The organism is Halobacillus sp. SY10 (assembly GCF_045401165.1).
GTDB lineage: Bacteria > Bacillota > Bacilli > Bacillales > Halobacillaceae > Halobacillus > Halobacillus aidingensis.
Genome location: NZ_CP174345.1, coordinates 1,700,935 through 1,720,515 on the forward strand (window position 1 = coordinate 1,700,935; position 19,581 = coordinate 1,720,515).

General features: G+C 43.8%; 23 protein-coding genes and 1 riboswitch. Of the genes, 10 read left to right on the forward strand and 13 right to left on the reverse strand.

What is annotated here, in order from left to right; all coding sequences use genetic code 11:
- The first annotated feature begins 27 nt into the window (after positions 1 to 27).
- From ACJA3J_RS08715 to ACJA3J_RS08725, 3 genes are all read left to right on the forward strand, one after another.
- Complete coding sequence (locus tag ACJA3J_RS08715) at positions 28 to 447, forward strand: Lrp/AsnC family transcriptional regulator (RefSeq protein WP_406946056.1); 420 nt, start codon at positions 28 to 30, stop codon at positions 445 to 447.
- A 167-nt stretch (positions 448 to 614) separates the two neighbouring features.
- Positions 615 to 1,466: an STAS domain-containing protein gene (locus tag ACJA3J_RS08720; RefSeq protein WP_406946057.1), complete on the forward strand. Its 852-nt coding sequence runs from the start codon at positions 615 to 617 to the stop codon at positions 1,464 to 1,466.
- A gap of 158 nt (positions 1,467 to 1,624) precedes the next feature.
- Entirely contained in the window at positions 1,625 to 2,635 is a 1,011-nt protein-coding gene (locus tag ACJA3J_RS08725) for a DUF3231 family protein (RefSeq protein ID WP_406946058.1), read from the forward strand.
- Positions 2,636 to 2,771: 136 nt separating this feature from the next.
- Here ACJA3J_RS08725 and ACJA3J_RS08730 read toward each other — a convergent pair whose 3' ends face one another.
- Entirely contained in the window at positions 2,772 to 4,142 is a 1,371-nt protein-coding gene (locus ACJA3J_RS08730; protein ID WP_406946059.1) for a DUF2254 domain-containing protein, read from the reverse strand.
- 257 nt (positions 4,143 to 4,399) lie between these two features.
- Positions 4,400 to 4,500, forward strand: a riboswitch (purine riboswitch).
- 67 nt (positions 4,501 to 4,567) lie between these two features.
- On the opposite strand from ACJA3J_RS08730, the gene ACJA3J_RS08735 reads away from it, so the two are divergent.
- Positions 4,568 to 5,860, forward strand: a complete 1,293-nt coding sequence (locus ACJA3J_RS08735; protein ID WP_089651090.1) for an NCS2 family permease — start codon at positions 4,568 to 4,570, stop codon at positions 5,858 to 5,860.
- 56 nt (positions 5,861 to 5,916) lie between these two features.
- Here ACJA3J_RS08735 and ACJA3J_RS08740 read toward each other — a convergent pair whose 3' ends face one another.
- The 5 genes from ACJA3J_RS08740 to ACJA3J_RS08760 all read right to left on the reverse strand — a co-directional run bounded on the left by ACJA3J_RS08740 (position 5,917) and on the right by ACJA3J_RS08760 (position 8,637).
- Positions 5,917 to 6,702, reverse strand: a complete 786-nt coding sequence (locus ACJA3J_RS08740) for a sulfite exporter TauE/SafE family protein (protein ID WP_406946060.1) — start codon at positions 6,700 to 6,702, stop codon at positions 5,917 to 5,919.
- A 44-nt stretch (positions 6,703 to 6,746) separates the two neighbouring features.
- The gene (locus ACJA3J_RS08745) at positions 6,747 to 6,974 is read right to left on the reverse strand and encodes a sulfurtransferase TusA family protein (RefSeq protein ID WP_115822149.1); all 228 of its coding nucleotides are present in this window, start codon (positions 6,972 to 6,974) and stop codon (positions 6,747 to 6,749) included.
- Between the two features lie 117 nt (positions 6,975 to 7,091).
- On the reverse strand, positions 7,092 to 7,424 hold the full coding sequence (locus ACJA3J_RS08750) for a rhodanese-like domain-containing protein (RefSeq protein WP_406946061.1): 333 nt from the start codon (positions 7,422 to 7,424) through the stop codon (positions 7,092 to 7,094).
- Between the two features lie 17 nt (positions 7,425 to 7,441).
- Positions 7,442 to 7,840, reverse strand: a complete 399-nt coding sequence (locus ACJA3J_RS08755) for a DsrE/DsrF/DrsH-like family protein (protein ID WP_160917659.1) — start codon at positions 7,838 to 7,840, stop codon at positions 7,442 to 7,444.
- Between the two features lie 128 nt (positions 7,841 to 7,968).
- Positions 7,969 to 8,637, reverse strand: a complete 669-nt coding sequence (locus ACJA3J_RS08760; protein ID WP_406946062.1) for a peroxiredoxin — start codon at positions 8,635 to 8,637, stop codon at positions 7,969 to 7,971.
- Between the two features lie 413 nt (positions 8,638 to 9,050).
- Here ACJA3J_RS08760 and ACJA3J_RS08765 point away from each other — a divergent pair, with 413 nt between their 5' ends.
- On the forward strand, positions 9,051 to 9,632 hold the full coding sequence (locus ACJA3J_RS08765; protein ID WP_406946063.1) for a DUF4256 domain-containing protein: 582 nt from the start codon (positions 9,051 to 9,053) through the stop codon (positions 9,630 to 9,632).
- A 65-nt stretch (positions 9,633 to 9,697) separates the two neighbouring features.
- Here ACJA3J_RS08765 and ACJA3J_RS08770 read toward each other — a convergent pair whose 3' ends face one another.
- The gene (locus ACJA3J_RS08770; RefSeq protein ID WP_406946064.1) at positions 9,698 to 10,582 is read right to left on the reverse strand and encodes a VanW family protein; all 885 of its coding nucleotides are present in this window, start codon (positions 10,580 to 10,582) and stop codon (positions 9,698 to 9,700) included.
- A gap of 257 nt (positions 10,583 to 10,839) precedes the next feature.
- Between ACJA3J_RS08770 and ACJA3J_RS08775 the strand changes: the two genes are divergently transcribed.
- Positions 10,840 to 11,289: a hypothetical protein gene (locus ACJA3J_RS08775; protein WP_406946065.1), complete on the forward strand. Its 450-nt coding sequence runs from the start codon at positions 10,840 to 10,842 to the stop codon at positions 11,287 to 11,289.
- Between the two features lie 14 nt (positions 11,290 to 11,303).
- On the opposite strand, the gene ACJA3J_RS08780 is transcribed toward ACJA3J_RS08775, so the two are convergent.
- Positions 11,304 to 11,618, reverse strand: coding sequence for a hypothetical protein (locus ACJA3J_RS08780; RefSeq protein ID WP_406946066.1), 315 nt, complete (start codon positions 11,616 to 11,618; stop codon positions 11,304 to 11,306).
- Positions 11,619 to 11,760: 142 nt separating this feature from the next.
- Between ACJA3J_RS08780 and ACJA3J_RS08785 the strand changes: the two genes are divergently transcribed.
- The gene (locus ACJA3J_RS08785) at positions 11,761 to 12,408 is read left to right on the forward strand and encodes a hypothetical protein (RefSeq protein ID WP_406946067.1); all 648 of its coding nucleotides are present in this window, start codon (positions 11,761 to 11,763) and stop codon (positions 12,406 to 12,408) included.
- 59 nt (positions 12,409 to 12,467) lie between these two features.
- Here ACJA3J_RS08785 and ACJA3J_RS08790 read toward each other — a convergent pair whose 3' ends face one another.
- Complete coding sequence (locus ACJA3J_RS08790) at positions 12,468 to 13,208, reverse strand: poly-gamma-glutamate hydrolase family protein (RefSeq protein ID WP_406946068.1); 741 nt, start codon at positions 13,206 to 13,208, stop codon at positions 12,468 to 12,470.
- A 438-nt stretch (positions 13,209 to 13,646) separates the two neighbouring features.
- Here ACJA3J_RS08790 and dacB point away from each other — a divergent pair, with 438 nt between their 5' ends.
- Both dacB and ACJA3J_RS08800 read left to right on the forward strand, forming a co-directional pair.
- A complete protein-coding gene (gene dacB / locus ACJA3J_RS08795; RefSeq protein ID WP_406946069.1) occupies positions 13,647 to 15,032 on the forward strand; it encodes a D-alanyl-D-alanine carboxypeptidase/D-alanyl-D-alanine-endopeptidase in 1,386 nt (461 codons plus the stop codon).
- Positions 15,033 to 15,132: 100 nt separating this feature from the next.
- Positions 15,133 to 16,344, forward strand: a complete 1,212-nt coding sequence (locus tag ACJA3J_RS08800; protein ID WP_115822157.1) for a sodium:proton antiporter — start codon at positions 15,133 to 15,135, stop codon at positions 16,342 to 16,344.
- Positions 16,345 to 16,412: 68 nt separating this feature from the next.
- On the opposite strand, the gene ACJA3J_RS08805 is transcribed toward ACJA3J_RS08800, so the two are convergent.
- The 3 genes from ACJA3J_RS08805 to ACJA3J_RS08815 are packed head-to-tail and all read right to left on the reverse strand — an operon-like array spanning position 16,413 to position 18,584.
- Entirely contained in the window at positions 16,413 to 17,138 is a 726-nt protein-coding gene (locus ACJA3J_RS08805; RefSeq protein WP_406946070.1) for an NAD-dependent protein deacylase, read from the reverse strand.
- Between the two features lie 15 nt (positions 17,139 to 17,153).
- Positions 17,154 to 17,894 (reverse strand): oxygen-insensitive NADPH nitroreductase, encoded by a 741-nt coding sequence (gene nfsA, locus ACJA3J_RS08810; protein WP_115894772.1) that lies wholly within the window; start codon positions 17,892 to 17,894, stop codon positions 17,154 to 17,156.
- Between the two features lie 12 nt (positions 17,895 to 17,906).
- Positions 17,907 to 18,584: a hypothetical protein gene (locus ACJA3J_RS08815; protein ID WP_406946071.1), complete on the reverse strand. Its 678-nt coding sequence runs from the start codon at positions 18,582 to 18,584 to the stop codon at positions 17,907 to 17,909.
- Between the two features lie 161 nt (positions 18,585 to 18,745).
- Here ACJA3J_RS08815 and ACJA3J_RS08820 point away from each other — a divergent pair, with 161 nt between their 5' ends.
- Positions 18,746 to 19,099 (forward strand): hypothetical protein, encoded by a 354-nt coding sequence (locus tag ACJA3J_RS08820; RefSeq protein WP_406946072.1) that lies wholly within the window; start codon positions 18,746 to 18,748, stop codon positions 19,097 to 19,099.
- Between the two features lie 12 nt (positions 19,100 to 19,111).
- Here the strand turns inward: ACJA3J_RS08820 and ACJA3J_RS08825 are convergent, their stop codons facing one another.
- Positions 19,112 to 19,360, reverse strand: coding sequence for a hypothetical protein (locus tag ACJA3J_RS08825; protein WP_115894775.1), 249 nt, complete (start codon positions 19,358 to 19,360; stop codon positions 19,112 to 19,114).
- Between the last annotated feature and the right edge of the window lie 221 nt (positions 19,361 to 19,581).

Sequence of the window (19,581 nt, forward strand, 5' to 3'; positions counted from 1 at the left end):
CTTGATTTATGAAAGGATAGAATCAACATGCTGGATCATACAGATTTGAAAATCATACAGGAATTGACGCACAACAGCCGGATGACGATGAAAGAATTAGGAGATAAAGTCCATTTGACAGGACAAGCGGCCGCGACAAGGGTAGTGAAGCTGGAAGAACAAGGCGTTGTCGAGGGTTATACGGTGAAAGTGAACAAGAAGAAGATGGGGTATGCCGTCCATGCTTTTATTACGGTTATAACCCAAAGTACCTCGCATCATCCTTATCTGAATTTTGTTGAAACCCAAACGAAGCATGTGGAGAATCATTACAAAATCAGTGGAGAGGGATGCTATATGTTGGAGTGCCGATTTGTTTCTCATGAACAATTGGATCAGTTTCTGATAGATTTGAACCGGCATGCCAATTATAAATTATCGATCGTGATCAATCATCAGTCTAAGTAAATGAAAACGTTTTAGGGATCCGGGGCAGATACCGTCCTTACTCCTACCAAGATGAAGGTGGAAGTGGTATGATAACGAATATAAGTTAGGATTCTTCATTTCCCTGTCCGCGCTTGTATCCTATAAAAATAATCACAGATCAGTGAAAACTAAGAAAGGGTGAAAGCATGGAATTAACTTATGAATACTCCAATCAATTAAAAGGATTCTTCGAGAAAAATAATCAAATCTTCGAACAAACCCTTCTGAACGAAGCCGTGAATGTGAAAGACAAGATTGATGATATTTTAACTGTGGGGAACATCGATCTTGTGAACAATGCGCATCACCTTGTTTTTTATATCATTGATGGCGAAGATGAAGCCTTAAGGAATTTTGCGAAAAAAGAAGGCATTGCCTGGGCGACGCATTCCATTGACCTGTCATTCAAGTTAGAATGGATACAAGCAATCCGCAGAACCCTATGGGCCATGATTGAAAAATTCTATGAAATGAATGAGAATAAGCAAATCCGGTATTTTTTTCAATTGGAACATGCGATCAATAACCGCGTCGATGAATTTCTGAATTCGTTCTTCATCAGTTTCTCTACATACAAGGACTCTCTGCTTACAGCGCAGCAGGAACTCGTGAAGAATCTTTCTGTTCCCATCATTCCGATTGATGCCTCCATCTGTATCCTCCCGCTTATTGGGTCACTGGATACCAGCCGTATCGAAACCCTCAAAGATAAAGTGTTAGTAAAAGTATCTGAATTGAGGATTGAAACATTAATTATGGATTTGTCCGGTGTTGCAGCGATGGATAAAGAAAGTACGATTGAATTGATGAAGCTCCTTGACGGTATAGCGATGATGGGCTGTAAAACGGTCATTACAGGGCTCAGGAAAGAAACGGTACGAGAGATTACAAATAGTGGCGTCAACTTCAATCAGCAAACAGAGACGCTGGCTACTTTACAGCAAGCATTAAGTGAATATTTCCTGCCCGGAAGAGAAAAACTGCCGGCTGATTTTTAAAGGAATGAGAAAGGAGAGGGGGCTTTTAGGCTTCCTCTCTTTTTAGATTCTGTGCCCGGCCTTTTGAATGAAAGCTTTCGTGGCGTGGGGAGGATTGCAATTAATTTTCCTATATGGGACATACTATTTCTTGAATGATTCAATAGGAGGGTGCCGTCATGGAAGATAAGCATCATTTCGTAAAGTTAACCTCAGCAGACATTACAATTCTTTGGAAAACTTATATCCAAAGCACGGCTGTCCGTTGTTTTTATAAACATTTTCTTCAAAATCTTCAAGATGTTGAAATTAAACCCATGGTAGAAGAAGCTTTGAATAATGTTGACTATACTATAGGAAACGTGGAAGCCATTTTTAATGAAGAAAAATTTCCTATTCCAAAAGGTTTTTCGGATAAGGATGTTGACCTTTCTGCTCCCGCTTTATTTACAGACTTGTATGCCTTGAGTTTTGTTTATCGAGGGGGTCAAATCACCATTCCTCATTATGCGAACGCTTTGACGAAAGTTACGCGGATGGATATCTACGCGTTGCTGCAGGAATGCCAATCCCGTGAAACGGAATTACATAGGAAAGTCTTAAACTTGATGTTTTCCAAAGGAATCTTCGACCGACCTCCGAAGATCGAATATCCAAAAGAAGCGGAGTTCATCGAGCACCAACCTTCGTTAGTCAACACGTGGTTAGGGGAAAAGAGACCATTAAACGTCTTAGAGCTGGCAGAGATTTTCCAGGATATTGAGAGAAATGGGATGGGGCTTGTCCTTTTGATTGGGTTTTTACAAGTGACGAAAGATAAGGAAATCAAGAACTATTTATTAAAAGGGAAGAAACTTGCGGAAAACCAAATTGAAACGCTCGATCAATTATTGAAAGAAAACGATCACCATATTGGTTCACCTGTTCCTATAGAAGTAACAAACTCGACTACTTCTCCGTTTTCTGAACGGTTGATCCTGTTTTTAATCAGTGCTTCAAACCAAGTGGCTATTTCTAAGCTTGGAGACGCCTTGTCTGTTTCAATGCGGAAGGACTTAGCCGTTCAATACGGCCGCTTTATTGCCGATGTCATAAAATTCGGGGATGAAGGGCAGAAGCTTATGATCGAAAGAGGATGGATGGAAAAACCGCCACAACCGATGGACCGAAACAAACTTTATAAATCATAAATTTCACCGCTGTAGACGTATATGATGATCCTGGGGATTTTTACTGATGAAAGTATGGATCCAATGATGATGCCTGACCTCTCCTACGTCATCCTTTTAGCAGAGTGAGGTCAGGCACCTCCAAAGAAGCAGTAAGCTATGAGAATACCCTTTTCGAAAGCATTTCTTCTAATTGTGGATATGCTTCAGTGTGATCGGTATGTGCAGCGACTGCTTTTAAGTGTTTTAAGATGTAATGACAATCTTCTTTATAAAGAGAGTACTTTTGGTACCCTTTTATCGTACTCTCTGCGAAATCCCAAATGTCATCGTGAACGTTGCGATTCATGGACTCTGCTAAAAGACTGAGCATTTCCATGATTGTGATAATGACAGTAGAATTTTGACTGGCATATTCTCGAATATATCCGTAACTCTTATAAAGGAAATAATCAAACCCATCGTGTTTGAGCCTCAACCTTACGTGATTTTCATCGTCTACCAAAATCGGTGAGAAGCTTGTAGCGTTCCCTATTTCTTTCAACAAGTCTGTGATCTGATACAATGTGTTGTTCACAGTTAACGGGTCGTTATTCCCCAAACCTTTTACAGCGACTTCCACTAACTTTTCCAGCCCGAACTCCAAGTCTTGAATTTCGGTTTTTTTCGTATCCACGCGAACAAGCTTTCTATATTTTTCTTCATCAAACGTGTGGCTGCCCTGCCTGTAATCAAAAAGGGGAGTATTCTCTAGAATAAATTGACCAATCGACACTCTTAATTCAATGACAATATCATCGTTTTTAGCTTCTTCGATAATTTTTTGAAAATTAGCGGATTGCAGGTGTCCAGATCTCCTTGCATAAATGGTCTTTACTTCGCGATCGGCCCATCTTTCGTCACTATATTCCTCTCCAACTGTGCTCCTGTATGGTCCGATTTCCTCTAATAATGAACTCCTAATCGTATTTCTGGTGGTCTTTTTCATATTCGATGTAATGTTGTGGACTTGAAGCCATGTCGAAGTATGGTTTACGAAATAGATGAACGTGACAGCAGCCACGAAAGTGACCATGACGGAAAACAGAGGGATAACGAAATACACTTCATTAGAACTATTGCTCAAGAAAAGAATATTTAATAGGACATAAATGAAGCTCCCGTTAAAAATTCCGAGCACGTGTTGAGTGGGAGGTTCACTGATGAAATTCAATACCATACGGGAGGAAAACTGCCCGCTCAGGGTAGTCAAAGCCACCAACAAAGAGTTGATTGTAAAGGCGCTTAGAGTTAAAACGCCACCAATAAGTGTCGTAATTAACAGCCTCGTCGTCGCTCCGTTGAACACCATGCCATTCGGCACATGTTTATGTATATCTAAATAAGTATCAAAGAAAGCACTCAGCACTGATAACGCAAGGGCTACCCCGATATAACGAAGGGGCATCAACCATAGTGTTTGGTTGAGTTCATTCCGCCTTTCCCGTTTGGTCATAAAAAAATAACGTTGTATGTCCGGCTTTTTCATTTTGCCACTCCTATCACTTGATGGAATCGAATCACTTCTTGTATTTATCCATCTTACAGTTCTACCACAAATCTGTTTATTTTAATCTCTTATTCCCAACATAGGAGAAAGCGAAAGAGAGAAGGGTGGATGGAATATGGTAGGACCGGGAGTTGAGGAGGCAGAGATGATTTAAGAAATCAGAAAAAAGTGAATTCCCGAACATTTTCTATATTCATTGACCCATCTCTATTGGGTTGGTATGATTCTCCCTATAATTAAAAACAGATGCAGCACCTTGTATAAGTTCAGGAATACGGCCTGAACGTTTCTACCAGCTACCGGAAATAGCTCGTCTACAAGGGGAGGAACGTCTATGTTTCTTTCCCTATGTAAAAGCACCGGTAGATGACCGGTGCTTTTTTTCGTTTGTAGGAGGGGACATCATGAGAAACTTTTTTCAATTCAAAGAACGTGAAACGAATTTTCAAAAAGAAACGCTCGCTGGAATTACGACGTTTCTTTCCATGGCCTATATATTAGTCGTCAACCCGATCATTTTAAGTCAGGCAGGGATGGATAAAGGAGCGCTCTTTACGGCTACCGCTTTATCTGCGATTGTCGGATCGCTGTTAATCGGGCTTATGGCAAACTTTCCTGTAGGAATTGCGCCGAGTATGGGGCTCAATTCATTCTTCACCTTTTCTGTTGTCATCGGGATGGGGATTGAATGGCAGGTCGCTTTAACCGGCGTCTTCATCGCTGGAATCATCTTTATGATTTTGAGTCTCTTGAAGATCCGCGAGAAAATCATCAATGTGATTCCGAAAGACTTGAAACATGCGATTGCAGGTGGCATCGGCTTTTTCATTGCATTCATTGGTTTGAAAAATGCCGGCATCGTTGTCGGGAGCGAGGAAACGTTCGTATCGATCGGTCAGTTGACTTCTCCAACGACAGCTCTTGCTGCGTTCGGGTTTATCATAACGCTGATGATGCTTGTGCGTGGCATTCGTGGAGGTATTTTTTACGGGATTGTCGTTACGAGCATCATAGGGATGATCGTTGGTTTAGTGGATGTGCCGAGCTCCGTAGTAGGGGAGATTCCAAGCCTTGAGCCTACCTTCGGCGTGGTGTTTCAGCATTTAGGGGATATCTTTAGACCGGAAGTCTTAGCTGTTATTTTCACCTTCTTGTTTGTCGCTTTCTTCGATACAGCCGGGGCGCTCATTGCTGTGGCCAGTCAGGCTGGAATCATGAAGGACAACAAAATTCCGAACGCAGGACGTGCGCTATTGGCTGACTCTACTTCAGGCGTCGCGGGAGCGATTTTTGGAACATCGACGACCGCTTCATTCGTTGAATCTTCTGCTGGGGTTGCTGTCGGCGGCCGTACAGGGTTTACGAGCGTTGTCATCTCGATCTGTTTCTTTATCGCGTTGTTCTTTTCGCCTGTCCTTGGTGTCATTACACCAGAAGTGACGGCACCTGCACTGATCATCGTCGGTGCTCTGATGGCGACAGAGGTGAAAGAAATCGATTGGAGCCGGTTTGAAATCGTCGTGCCGGCATTCGTCACGATCATCATGATGCCGCTCACGTTTAGTGTCGCGACAGGGATTGCGCTTGGCTTTATTCTTTATCCATTTGCTATGATCGCGAAAAGGGATTGGAAACAGGTCCACCCGATCATGTACACGCTTGGTGGATTGTTTATTATGTATTTTGTATTTTTGTAAACGATAGATGAAAAATCTGCCGCCGGCTGTTCAGAGCCGGCCGCAGATTTTTTTGATCATGTAAGAATATCGAACCAGATTTTTATGGCTGTGCCTAAAATGAGTAAGGCTAGAAATATCTGTAATAGTTTTGTGTTCACTTTCTTCCCTGCATTCGCACCGAGTGGAGAAGCGATTAAACTGGCGATGATCATAATCACGGCAGGGAACAACAGGACTTGACCAGTCAATAACTTCCCTGTGGTTGCTCCGATGGATGAAATGAATGTGATCGCAAGGGAAGAAGCGATGGTCATCCGTGTCGGGATTTTAAGAACAATCAGCATAATAGGAACGAGGATGAAGGCCCCGGCAGCTCCTACTATTCCTGCCCCGATACCTACAAGGAAAGCACAGGAGGCAGCGATCCATTTATTGAATGTCACTTCATCTAATGGAATGTCATCGACGCCTTTTTTTGGGAGAAACATCATGACGGCCGCTGTGATGGCTAAAATACCATACACGAGATTAACGCCTTCATCGGACATGAAACGGGATCCGTACCCTCCGATAAAGCTTCCGATCAATATACTGATCCCCATATAGAGAATAAGTTTCTTATTCAGGTAACCGCCTTTTCTGTAGGCCCATACTCCTCCAATTGTAGCGAAAAGAACCTGGACTGCGCTGATACCGGAAACTTCATGAGCCGTAAAAGCGGAAAGTCCAACTAATGAAGGAATATAAAGCAGCATCGGGTATTTGATGATGGAACCGCCGATGCCGACCATGCCGGATATGAATGAACCGACAAAGCCAATCATAAAAATGATGATCAAAAAAAGCATGCTATACTCCATATTTGCACCTTCTTAAAAAAACAGGGACCAGCCGGCCCCTGAATTTACCCTTTTTTGATCCAGAACTTTAAGACGTCGTTTTCCTCTGCATCTTTTAAGAGCTCGTGACCACCGGATTTCACCCATGCGGCAATATCACTTTTAGCCCCTTTATCTGTTGCCTGGACTTCGAGAACCTCGCCGGTATTAAGTTTTTCCATTGCCTTTTTCGTTTTTACGATCGGCATCGGACATGCCAACCCTTTTGCATCTAACACTTCATTTGCTTCCATTTGTCATCCTCCTTTTCATATAAGAAACACACGATCTCGTTCGTGTCGAGTACCAGCTCCTCCTATTTATTCATAGGGGAGGTATTTGTAAGCGGTCATCCTTAACATGTAGACCCTCTAACGTTCGAGGTGTTCTCCCCATGCCTGCATGCCGCCTTCTAATGAATACACATCTTCATACCCTTCTTCATCCAGCATTTCGGCAACCATTTGAGAAGAGTTCCCTTTCGCACAGACGACGACCACTTCTTGATTTTTTTCCAATTTCCCATCAAGGGATCGGATGTCATCGAGCAGGTTGAAGTAAGGTTCGTTGATCACTTCGACTTGACTGCCTTCCATTTTCCATTCATCGAAATCATCGGAATTTCGTACATCTAAAATTAACGTTTTTTCATGATTTTCCATCTTTTCAGCCAAGTCGCTTGTCGATAAGTGCTTAACGGTCACTATGGAGCCTCCTTTGTTTAGAAAGTTAAGGAAATGTTTGCATCTTTGGCATACTCAATGAAAGACGCAGCGCCGCCGACTTCGATGCCTTCTACGAAATCCTCTTTTTCTAAACTCATGACATCCATGGTCATTTGGCACGCAATCAGTTTTACATCCATTTCTTGAGCAATGCCTACCAATTCTTCAATGGAAGGGACATTCGCTTTTTGAAACCCTTCTTGGAAATGTTCCTTTCCTTCAGGTAAAGGCAGGTTCTTGTGTCCTTCTTTATGGATTAAGTTTAGTCCCTCAAAAGTAAAGAAGATGCCTACCTCCGCATCAGAAGCTGCAGCTGCTGAGGCAACATTAAAAACTTTATAGGCATCAAATAAACTTCCGTTCGCTGCTATGATGGCCACTTTTGTATTCGCCATTTGAAATTCCTCCTTGAAAAATTAATCTCATCAGATAGTTTTCCTTGAATGGTCTTTCTTATGAATGACTGCTTGTGCTGCTTTTAGCAGCTCCCTTGCACGTGCTACCTTTAGTTGGACAGGGATTCTCAGGTATTTATATCCTTTTTACAAAAGTACCAATCCACACAGTCATAATCTGAATCATTCATGCGTGCTTTAGCATCTTCTGTTGTTTTTGGCGGGGAGGCAACCACTTTATCTCCTTTTTTCCAATCTGCAGGGGTCGATACACCATGTTCATCTGTTGTTTTCAAAGCTTCTACAAGGCGGACGATTTCCCCCATATTTCGGCCGGTGGTCAGCGGATAATAGATGACCGAACGGACCGTTCCTTTATCATCAATGACAAAGACAGCCCTGGATGTTTCTGTCCCGTTGCTTTCCGGCATAATCATGCCAAACTTGGTAGCGACTGCTTTATCCAAATCCGCAATGACTGGAAATTCGATCGTGGTATCAAAATTTTCTTCAATATTTCGTATCCAGGCAATGTGTGAAGTCACACTGTCGACACTCAAGCCCATCAATTCGGTATTCATTTCTCGTAATTGGTCATAGATGCCCTGGAAAGCCACGAATTCTGTTGTACACACAGGTGTGAAATCAGAAGGGTGGGAAAAAAGAATCAGCCATTTCCCTTCATAGTCATTCAAGGACATCTCTCCATGTGTCGTTTGTGCCGTAAACTCTGGTGCTTTTTCACCGATTCTAGGTAAGCTGTACGTTTGTTTTTGTTCCTGGTTTTCTTGTTCCATACCAACACTCCTTTGAAATGGTTTAGGGATTTTCAATTAGAAATGCAGGAAATCATTTGGGATGGTTGAACATGTACATTTTTTCAAATGATAGTAAGATCTCCGATCTCCAGGATTTTCTTATTTAGCTCACAGTTGTTTCATAACCGATTCCCTCCATACCTAAACGGGTATGTGTTGGAATTTTTTAAATGCAAGGGATTGGAAGGTTGGCAAAATGAATGAAAAGATGCTGAGAAAAACTTTGAACAAAAGCCAATTGGAGGGTGATCGGACATATCCTGATAGGGCTTGAAGAGGTTTTAGGTTATTGGAGCTTCGTCTATTTTTTAGGAGTAAGGGTCGCCGAGAAGAAAATGGATTTTTATAGTAAGATAGAGGGGACATCCACTATTTTGAAGGGAGGCACAACCATGACAAAGAAAACGGAGCCCGGTAGTAAAAAGGAGCTTTCACTGAAGGGAAAAGAAGAAATACTTAAAGCATTGGAAGAACGTTTTGAAAAGAACATGAACCGCCACGAAGGGCTGGATTGGTCTGAGATCAAGAAGAAACTTGAGGAGACACCTGAAAAGCTTTGGTCGCTGAACGAAATGGAAAGAACCGGCGGCGAACCCGATGTTGTCGGTTACGATCAGGAGAAAGGTGCTTATATTTTTTACGATTGTTCAAAAGAAAGCCCTAAAGGCCGCAGGAGTGTCTGCTATGACCGTGCAGCCTTGGAATCAAGGAAGAAATATAAGCCGGAAACAAGCGCGTTGGATCTTGCCACATCCATGGGGATCGAACTTTTGACTGAGGAAGAGTACCGAGCGCTGCAGAAGGTCGGGGAATTTGATGTAAAGACTTCAAGCTGGATCCACACTCCTGAGGACATTCGGGAGCTTGGAGGTGCGCTTTTTTGTGATCGCCGTTTCGGTCACGTCTTCGTGTATCACAACGGAGCAGAGTCCTATTATAAGGCGAGGGGATTCCGCGGCTCGCTATCGATCTGATCTCTAAAAAAATGAAAGTGCCAGACCCTCCACAGGGGCCCTGGCACTGGATGTTTCAATCCCTCTCATTCGTCTGCTTCCTGCTCCCCGTTTCTCGGCTCCATATCTATTAAATCAGATGAATATACTGTTACAACCATTTTTCCTCCTACTACCTTTGAGCGGATGAGCAGAGGCTGATTATACTGATTTTTAAACGTGAAATCGGGACCATACCAGCTCACTGTCGCATCTCGCCCTTCCGGTACATAAGGAACACGTTTACTATGCGAATAGCGTTCCATAATCTCAACTCCGGCTAAGTCCACGGAGTTGAACAGTGTGGAAGACAACTGGCAGATCCCACCGCCAATGCCTTCTGTCACTTCACCTTTGACGATGACCGGGGCTCTTTTGTATCCCTTTTCCACCGTCCTTTTTCCTACAACTTTATTGAAAGAAAAGACCTCGCCAGGAAAGACGACATGACTGTCCAGGGCTTCGGCAGCCAAACGGATATTGTGGGAGCGTTCTTTATTATTTTTATTGAAATAGGTTACATATTGGCCGATCTGTTTCGTGCGGATGGTTGCGAGTAATTCACCATCGACTCTAGGGTGAGCAGGAATTGTAGGCACATGGATTGTAGCTTTCCCGGTGCTGTGCAGATAGTGGTAAAAATCTTCCGTGAATTTTTGTTGATCGACTTTACGCCCCGCCTTACCGGGAATGATTTCCTCTGCTTTCCCGATTTTTGCAGGGACTGGCTCACGGTAGATTTTTCCTTCCAGCTGTTCCACCAGTTGGGTGGTTTTCTCTTGATTCACAAAGGGCTTACCTAACATCACGTCCGTGAAGTCATCCCGGTTCACAGACATCAATTGTTCCCCGTCATAAGTGATGGATACATTCTCTTCTTGAATGAACGGTGCAGCGATTAATAAGCATAGTGATAAAATGGTAATTTTCATCCGAGACTCCTCCTGAAGTTAGTATGAGTAGGAGATCTAAGAATCATGTGAGAAGCTTTGTGGAAATACAATTCAGCTAATGAATGTGTCATTCATTTATTGTGTAAGGCGTGTGCGTAAGAAAGCAGGGGAGAATTCATAAGGTTCAATCTCTTTTTTGTGTGCATTTGAAAAAGGATGTGAAACGATTCCTTGCTTTAATCGTATAAGAAGGAAAGAAATTCAAGAGAAGGATATACGGGTAAGGAGGTATGATCATGAGTGAAGAAATGTTGAATAAAGGAAGACGGGTCCTACTTTACATAGCGTTTCTTATGGGCACATTTTTCTTATCCTATTTTCTCGCTTATCCACTCGGGTATTCTCCGCTCGGTTATGAAGTGGTGGAAAAGCAGGAGAACGCAGTGGTTGTACAGTCTTTGAATACGTGGGGATTTGAAGAAGAGAGGGTCACCTATCAACCACCTGAAGGGTATGAATGGAGAGCGGAAGCACTGGCCGATCGTATTGAGGGTCAAGCTATGGAGTATCACCTCTTTTTCACATCCATCATGGTAGCAATCTTCTGGCTGGGGATGGAGGTCCTCCAAGGGGAACCATTGAAGAAAGTGCTTGTCCTCAGTAGTTTTTACGTTTTTGTTTCTGGACTATCCCTTATCCAGCATTTGGGGGATATTAAGGGAATTTTGGAGGGGGCCTTTTATTAGGGAAATCATACAGCTCAACCGTTGGAATGATTTGTTTTTTTCCTTTCTTTTTCTAAAGCTCCGTGCTTGTAATTACTGCTTATGAGTAACCCATTAATGAAAATGGATACCCCGCAAAAGAAGAGACCAATTGAAACGATGGCACCGAAAACGCCTCCACCGATTCCTCCAAGAGACGCACCGATAAAAAAAGCGAGCGGGGAAAGGAGGGCGATGATGAGTCCTGCTGATATCCTGTGGGTTCTGTTTTCAGGTAAAAAAGCCAGAATGCCGACAGTCAAAAGGGCTGCAATGGTAAGAAATAAGAAAATGGCCATAACGAATTCCATGAAATTACCTCCTTATTGGAGTGTTTCTATTTCCATATTTACCCAAAAAGTGACGAGGGTAAGCGTCAATGTCTACCATAACTTGTAACCGCAACAGAAAACGCTGTGAAATTATGCATTATTCAACTAACGGAGGGATTTTTTGATAAACGAACGTCTGCGTAAAGTCATGCTCATCGCACTCCCGTTCATAGCTGTCGCGACACTGCTTGGTGTTGGATGGTCAGGGGCTTATTTGGATGATGGTGTTGACATTGGAAATGTTATATTATTAATCAGCATTTTAGGGGCAGCGGCACTGGCCTTCTTATCCTTACTCTATAGAAGAAAAGCAGGAATAGTTACAGGAATGGTGATCACTTTTTTCCTAGTCACTCCTGCTGTGTTTTATTTTGTAAACAAACCAACAACTACAACATTCGAAGAAGCGATGCCTGATGAAATCAGTGATGCACAGGTGGTGACGGAAATGACAATCTATGATGAAAAGAAGAGGGGATTCAAATCCGTCACGCTTGAAAACCTTGAAGAGATAAAAAAAATCCTGCAAAGCCCCTCGAGCATGACGCTTGTGACTACAGATGAGGGGCTCTCCCGCCATCTCTATTCCATCTACTTGAAAGGGGATTCCTATGAAGACGAGGTTCGGATCATTGTCGGGGATGACGCGCTCCGTATCATGGGGAGTATGGATGGGGAGGATCTCGGCACTGAATATGAAGTGGAAGGACAAAATTCCCTTTTACAAATGATCGAGAATGCGGATTTCAAATGGGAAAAAGGATCATAGCTGAGTTGATCATTCCCAGCAGGAAAACGCTCCATCACAGAGGTGGAGCGTTACATCTGTTATTCCTTGTATTCTTCCATCGCCCTTTTTATCGCTTTTACATACGCTTTAAAGTCTTCCGTCTCATTAGAAACATCTTTCCTTGAGGAGTAACTGATGTCTCCATTCTTATAAAACGCCTTCCTTTGTCCGCGTGTGATCTCAAGCTGCACGCCTTTCTCTGTCTTCGTCTTGTTGACGTAATTGTCAGGGTGATCGCCGTCTAGGTGCTCAGGAGCTTGTTCGACGGCAAATCCCTTATCCTCTAAATGGCGCTTCACGATTTTCATCAACTCTTTATCCCGGCCGCCAATCAGTGTCTTTCGCTCATCTCCACCTGCCCCGTGAATGGAAATGTGATGATCGGCCATTGCAACCATTTCAAGCGCCTGGGGCTCATCAAAGTTTGTGGAGGTGATATGTAAGTTTCTGAAATTATCAGAGGCTAATCTTCCTTTGAATGCGTAATAGGGAAAAGATTTTCCCGCAATCGCCTCAGCTAAGGACGATGTCGTTTCTTCGATCCCACCGCCATGGATTGCGCTGACCAGCCATTGCTGATTCCCTTCCGTACTTGTGGCAATAATCCAGTCTTCTCCTTCCTCATAGACTTCCGTCAACTCTTCAAACGAACAGAACCGATCCCCAGAACAGTCGTCTACGGTGGTTTTTGATTTTTCCTCTTTTCCATCTCCATCATTTAAGAACCATAGCAACGCTGCTAGCACAACGCTTATGGTCAATATAAGTTTTATTTTCATATCGCCACCTCTTCCTTCTAAAGGTACTCTATCAATGATGGTATCAAATGGATAACAATATGCTTAGTAGTTGAAAGGGGATTTGTAGGATGAAGATTCGTAAGTGTTACAAGGGACCATAAATGAATTCATATGAATGGAAAAGGAAGATAAAAAAATTTCCTTGAAGCTGAATTGGATGGGTAAATACTTTCACTTCATTCCTCATTCACTATCATAATAGCTTTTAACATGTGGGCGTATAGAAAAAGAGAAAGTTACAAAATCTGTCTGCTCTGCTACTATAAACATAGGCAAAATTTTTAGGAGGCCTGTACATAAAGATGTCGACAACAAAGAGCATGCAGCTAGTCATCCCTTTTCTTACCATCATCCATGATGTTGTTTTTTAATTCAACGTTGGAAGAAGAAAAGGAGGTCTCGAAAGGGGAGACGTCATTGAAAGATAAAATTGACGATTTGTTAGAAGATAAAGCTCTTCATGGGGCGATCGCAGGAGTGAGCATTCGACATGCCGGGTCAGGAGAGGTTGTTTATGAAAAGAATGCTCATCTACGTCTGACGCCTGCCTCGAATACTAAGTTGTTCACAGGAGCTGCAGCTTTGGAAACACTTGGACCTGAGTACGCATTTGCGACAGAATTATGGTCGGACGGGGATATGGAGGACGGTAAGCTGGAAGGAAACCTCTATGTAAAGGGAAAAGGGGATCCGACTTTAACAGAAAAAGAATTGAGTGAAATGGCTGTTTTTTTACGAGAAAAGGGCGTCCGGGAAATTACAGGAGATGTCATAGCGGATGATACGTGGTATGACGATATCCGTTTATCTGATGGGATTCTATGGTCGCAGGAAAGTGAATACTACGCTTCACAAGTGTCTGCGCTGACCGTGTCTCCGGATCAGGATTATGATGCAGGAACCGTGTTGATCAGCGTCTCTCCTGCAAATAAAGATGGGGAACCAGGAAAGATCGAAGTCACTCCAGATAATAAATATGTGGAAATCGTGAACATGACAAAGACCGGTAAGACAAGAGAAGAAGATGAATTAAAAGTTGAGAGGGAGCACGGAACCAATCGCATTATTGTAGAGGGAACGATGGAGATTGATGATCCTGTTTCTAAGTCATGGATTGCGGTATTTGAACCGACAGGGCTCGTTACTGATCTTTTTCACCAGTCCTTAATGAAAGAGGGGATTCGTGTGCAGGGATCACATACGAGAATCGCTGAAACTCCTGTGCATGCCATACGCTTGTATGAGCGTTCGTCCATGCCCATAAAGCAGTTGTTCTTCCCCTTTATGAAACTCAGCAACAACGGGCATGCCGAAGTATTAGTAAAGGAAATGGGCAAGGTCGTTCATGGTGAAGGGAGCTGGGAAAAAGGGCTGGATGTTGTCGGAGCAGAAATGCGGCGTTTAGGGGTGGATATGGAGACCATCCAACTGAATGATGGGTCGGGAATGTCGTCCACAAATTTAATCCCTGCCAACGAAATCTCCCAATTGCTTTACCTTGTTCAAGAGAAAAAATGGCTCCCAGAATTCTTGCAATCGCTTCCTGTTGCCGGCAATGAAAAGAGATTCGCAGGGGGCACGTTGCGCCACAGGATGCAGGGGACCAATGCGGAAGGAAATGTCAGAGCGAAAACAGGGACGTTGACAGGTGTTTCCTCTCTGTCCGGGTATGTAACGACAAAAGACGAGGAGCCTCTGATTTTTGCGATGGTATTTAATCACTTCTTGTCGGAAGATGTGGATGAGATCGAAGACCAATTGGCCATCATACTTTCAGATCATCAGCTGATAGTTAAAGAATAACGGCAACGCGGACGTTTTTTTACGTCCGTTTTTTTATGGGTAATGGGCGAGCAAGAAGGGAAAGACTAATTATAGCGCATTCATACTGGGAGGGTTTCTCATGCACGGATTTCATGATGTTTTCATTCAAATACTACTGTTACTCGCCATTTCTGTCACGGTTATCGCGATCGCCAAACTTTTGAAGGAACCGGACTCGGTGGCTCTTGTTCTGGTCGGCCTTGTCCTCGGACTGACACAGCTGCCATTCATTGAGGAAGCGGAAAGCTACATCACACAGTCGGAAGTGTTCCAGGCGACCGTCATCTCGCTGTTCCTGCCAATTCTACTAGGTGATGCGACGTTGAAACTGCCTTTCCACCATCTGTTTTCACAAAAGAAGACGGTCATGGGGCTCGCGTTTTTAGGGACTTTCATATCGTCGCTTACCATCGGGGCAGCGTCTTATTTTCTATTGGACTTGCCGCTTGCTGTCGCGTTTACATTTGCTGCGCTTATGAGTGCGACCGATCCCATCAGTGTGCTGTCCATCTTCAAGTCTCTTGGGGTAAAACAAAAAATGTCGACGATTATGGAGGGGGAGTCATTGTTCAATGACGGTATTGCCGTCGTTCTCTTTAAAATCGCCAGCATTTACTTACTGACCTACATCGAAATGGGCTGGGCCGGGCTCGGCAGCGGGGTGTTCATGTTCTTGAAATTTGCGGTCGGTGGCGCCCTGATCGGACTGATCTTAGGCTATGTGTTCTCTCAAGTGATTCGTGTCTATGATGATTACCCGTTGGAAGTTGCCTTCAGTGCCCTGCTGTTTTTCGGAAGTTACTTCATCGCTGAACACTTCCATACATCGGGCGTCATCGCCGTTGTCGTCGGTGGATTCGTCTTCGGCGATTACGGTGCGAAGATCGGCATGTCGGAAGAAACGAAGACGAACCTTAATACGTTCTGGGATAGTGTCACCTTGCTTGCCAATGCGCTGATCTTCCTGATGGTCGGTCTTGAAATACGGAACATCGATCTTGCGGGGAACTGGGGATATATTGTTGGAGCGATCGCTATTGTGCTCGTCGGACGTACCATCGCGGTTTACATTGGAACAGGGTGGGTGAAAGAACTGTCATCCAAAGAAAGAATCCTCATCAACTGGGGTGGATTAAGAGGAAGTCTCTCCATCGCACTTGCCTTGAGTCTGCCGATGGATTTTGACGGCCGGGAACAAGTGCTGCTGCTCACCTTTTCCGTCGTCCTCTTCTCATTGATCGTCCAAGGACTGACATTAAAGCCAGTCATCAAAAAACTCGGCTTAGCCTAACATCCATATTCTGGTGTACCAGGTCATACAGATAATGGAAAAAGCCTCCTTCACTGAAGGAGGCTTTTTTACATCTTTTCTTTTATTTTTGTTATGGCTTTTGACAAATCCTCGTGCACGACATAGTCAAATAGACGGTCCTTATCTGTTGGTTCATTGTTCATGAGAACGGTCGTCGTGTTTTCCTGTTCATAGGCAAGATACGGCAGCAGGTTGAAAGGAGTCACGAAAAGCGATGTTCCCATGACGAGCAGGAGGTCCGCTTTTTCAATAATCGACTCGGCCTCATCGTGAGCGGTGATCATATCACCAAACAGCAGGACATCCGGTTTCAAAACCGATCCGCAATCTTCACAAACCGGCACAGCTACCTTCATGACATCATCCAAAGAATAGGACTTTCCACAGTTCGGACAGCTCGATCGGTTTAACGTTCCATGATATTCAAGGACACGGGAGCTGCCTGCAAGCGAATGGAGCCCGTCGACGTTCTGGGTGATGACCGATACTTCCCGCTCATCGGTTTCCAAATCCTTGATGAACTGATGCACAAGGTTCGGCTGGAAGTCTTTTAACAGCTTCATCCGGAAGATCGCCTTGTACTTTTTCCAAAAATCCTCGGGGTCATGGAAAAAGTAATCGGTGGACATGTAATACTCGCGATCATGATTTTCTGTCCATAATCCTTCACTCGAGCGGAAATCAGGGATGCCGCTCGCTGTTGAAACGCCTGCACCAGTCAGTACGGCGATCCGTTCGGCACTTTTTATGTTGAGAGCAATCGTTTCATACATAGACGGCAACTCCTCTTACTGCTTGTTAAAGCCTTTCTTTTTCACGATGCTTGTGACGTCCATCCGCATCGGTTTTGTGAAGCGGCGCAGCATTTGATCGGTCCAGGAATCATTCCTTGTATTCGTCTGACGCGACTGATAGTAGGCTGCGATCTGCTCATCAAACGCTCCTAGTTCATCTTTGTGATCGCGCTTGTATTCATTTTCAAAATAAACCGCTTCTTTAGGAAGTCGGGGTTTCTGATCAGGCTGGTGATCGGGTTCACCGAGGACCATGCCGAAAAGTGGAAGGACGTGTTTCGGCAGTCCGAGTATTTCATCGACTTTATCAAGTTGGTTACGGATGCTTCCGATATAGCAAATGCCGAGCCCCATCGATTCTGCAGCAACCGCCGCGTTCTGGGCAGCAAGCGCTGCGTCAATCGCTGAAACGAGAAAATGCTCACTGTTCTCAAGGTTGGCAAGCATCTCTTCATACTCATCTGAAGAGGCGTTGAGGGTATGACGGTAAAGATCGGCACAGAAAATCATCAAATGCCCGTTATCTTTCACGTATCCTTGCCCGGTGATTTCTGCAAGTTGAGCTTTTTTCTTTTCATCTGTTACCCCGATGATCGTATAAGCCATCATGTAGCTTGAGGTTGACGCTTGCTGGGCGGCAGACACAATGGTGCTCAGCTGCTCGTCAGTTACGGGTGTATCTTTGAATTTTCGAATCGAACGGTGGTTCAGAAGTGTTTCAATTGTTTCATTCATGAACGTGGCCTCCTATTTGTAGATCCATTGCGTCCGGACCGGATCCTTGGTATCGGAACCTGCCACTGGATCGTTACTGGTGATTTGCAATCGTTCTTCATCCATAAAAGTAACAGAATGGATGGCGTATTGATACTGATTCGGTTTCGGGAGGAGGTGATCTTCTCCTGGTTCCAGTTCAATCGGTTCGAGCGTACGAAGGTCCATGACGACGAGCTGGTGCATCGCTTCTTTTTCATACGTGCGTTCGAAAAGGAAGGCCACATACTGCTGGTCAGGAGAAACGTGGCTTGAAACCAATTTGCTCAAATCACTCATTAAAAACGAGTGCTTCTGTTCAAAATCAATCATCAAATGCGAGCAACGCTGTTCATGACAGGCAAACTCCACCAAGTACTGGTCCTCTTTTATTTTTGAAAAAGGAAGCTTGCGCAGTTGTGGTTCCGGTTGATCAAAATTATGTACAAATTGAGATAGAATGGGATAGTCTTTGGCCGTGAATGGATAGGAAGCGCCATCGAGGGTGAGCTGCATCTTATTTCCATTGGCTTCCGCTCCTTCTTCATCGATGAGGGGATCGTCCCCTTCAAGCGAATTCATATTCAACGTGTCCTCTGCATCTGCATTTGAGCTGCATCCGACTAACAAAAGAAGGACCAAGCCGATCCACCACACGTTTTTCTTCATCATAAGCAATTCCCTCACTTAAAAAAGCTCTTTCCTACAGGATACCACAACAGTCGAAAATTCATGAGGGTGAAACTTTTACAAAGATTATCTGCGCTCTTGAAGGAATAAGGAATAGAAAAAAAGAAATATATCCTCATAGAAAAAAGATTGAGGTGGGGGCAATGGGAGAAGTCTACAACTTCAAAGCTTTTCAGTCAAAGAAAGAAAGAGAGAAGAAGAAGATCCAGGACCCGAGAACAACCGTAGCGATTTATCGAAGTGTCGTTTATTATGTGCATTTGTATAGCGATGAAACCTATGAAGATGCACTGGAGCACTTAACGACTAATGTGAAGCTTGCCACCGTATTCAAAAATGACCGTTCCAAATTTTTGGAGGCGTTTGCTGCCATCATTCAACATTGGGAGCTCCCTCCGAACAGCCATCAGGAACTACCTGGAAATCGTGAGCTCGCCCAATTTCCGACGCTTGGGGATCTTTGTATATATATAGAAAAAAAGGTGAAAGACCTATAAGACGATGATTTCTCATGTCTCATAGCCTTTCACCTTTTTCATGTTGACGATTCCTACGTAGAACTGTGTCAACCCGATTCCGAACAAAAGCGGTCCGACACTTGTCGCAAGCATCGTACTGATCAGCGTCTGCACCATCCCAATCGCGATCAACATCATGTATTTTTCTGCTCTAAACGTTAAGTATGAACCGAACAACGTACCGATACTGATGATCAAAAGGGCCGGCATCAACCAGGGATATACCTGCATAAGCTCCATGGTATTCACCTCCTCAAAGTATATTCTGAAAATTCTTATTATTAAAGATTCTATCACGTTATGAAACCCTGCTTCAACCGTGAAAACCGTCTAGTTTTGGCGGTTTTCCGTTGGGACGTAAAAATAAAGATTCCCCGTTTGAAACAGCTTCAAACCCCAAATCCCTCATATTTATCTTTCTTTCACTAAAGCTCCAGTTTGTGGAAGACTCAGTTTCGAGA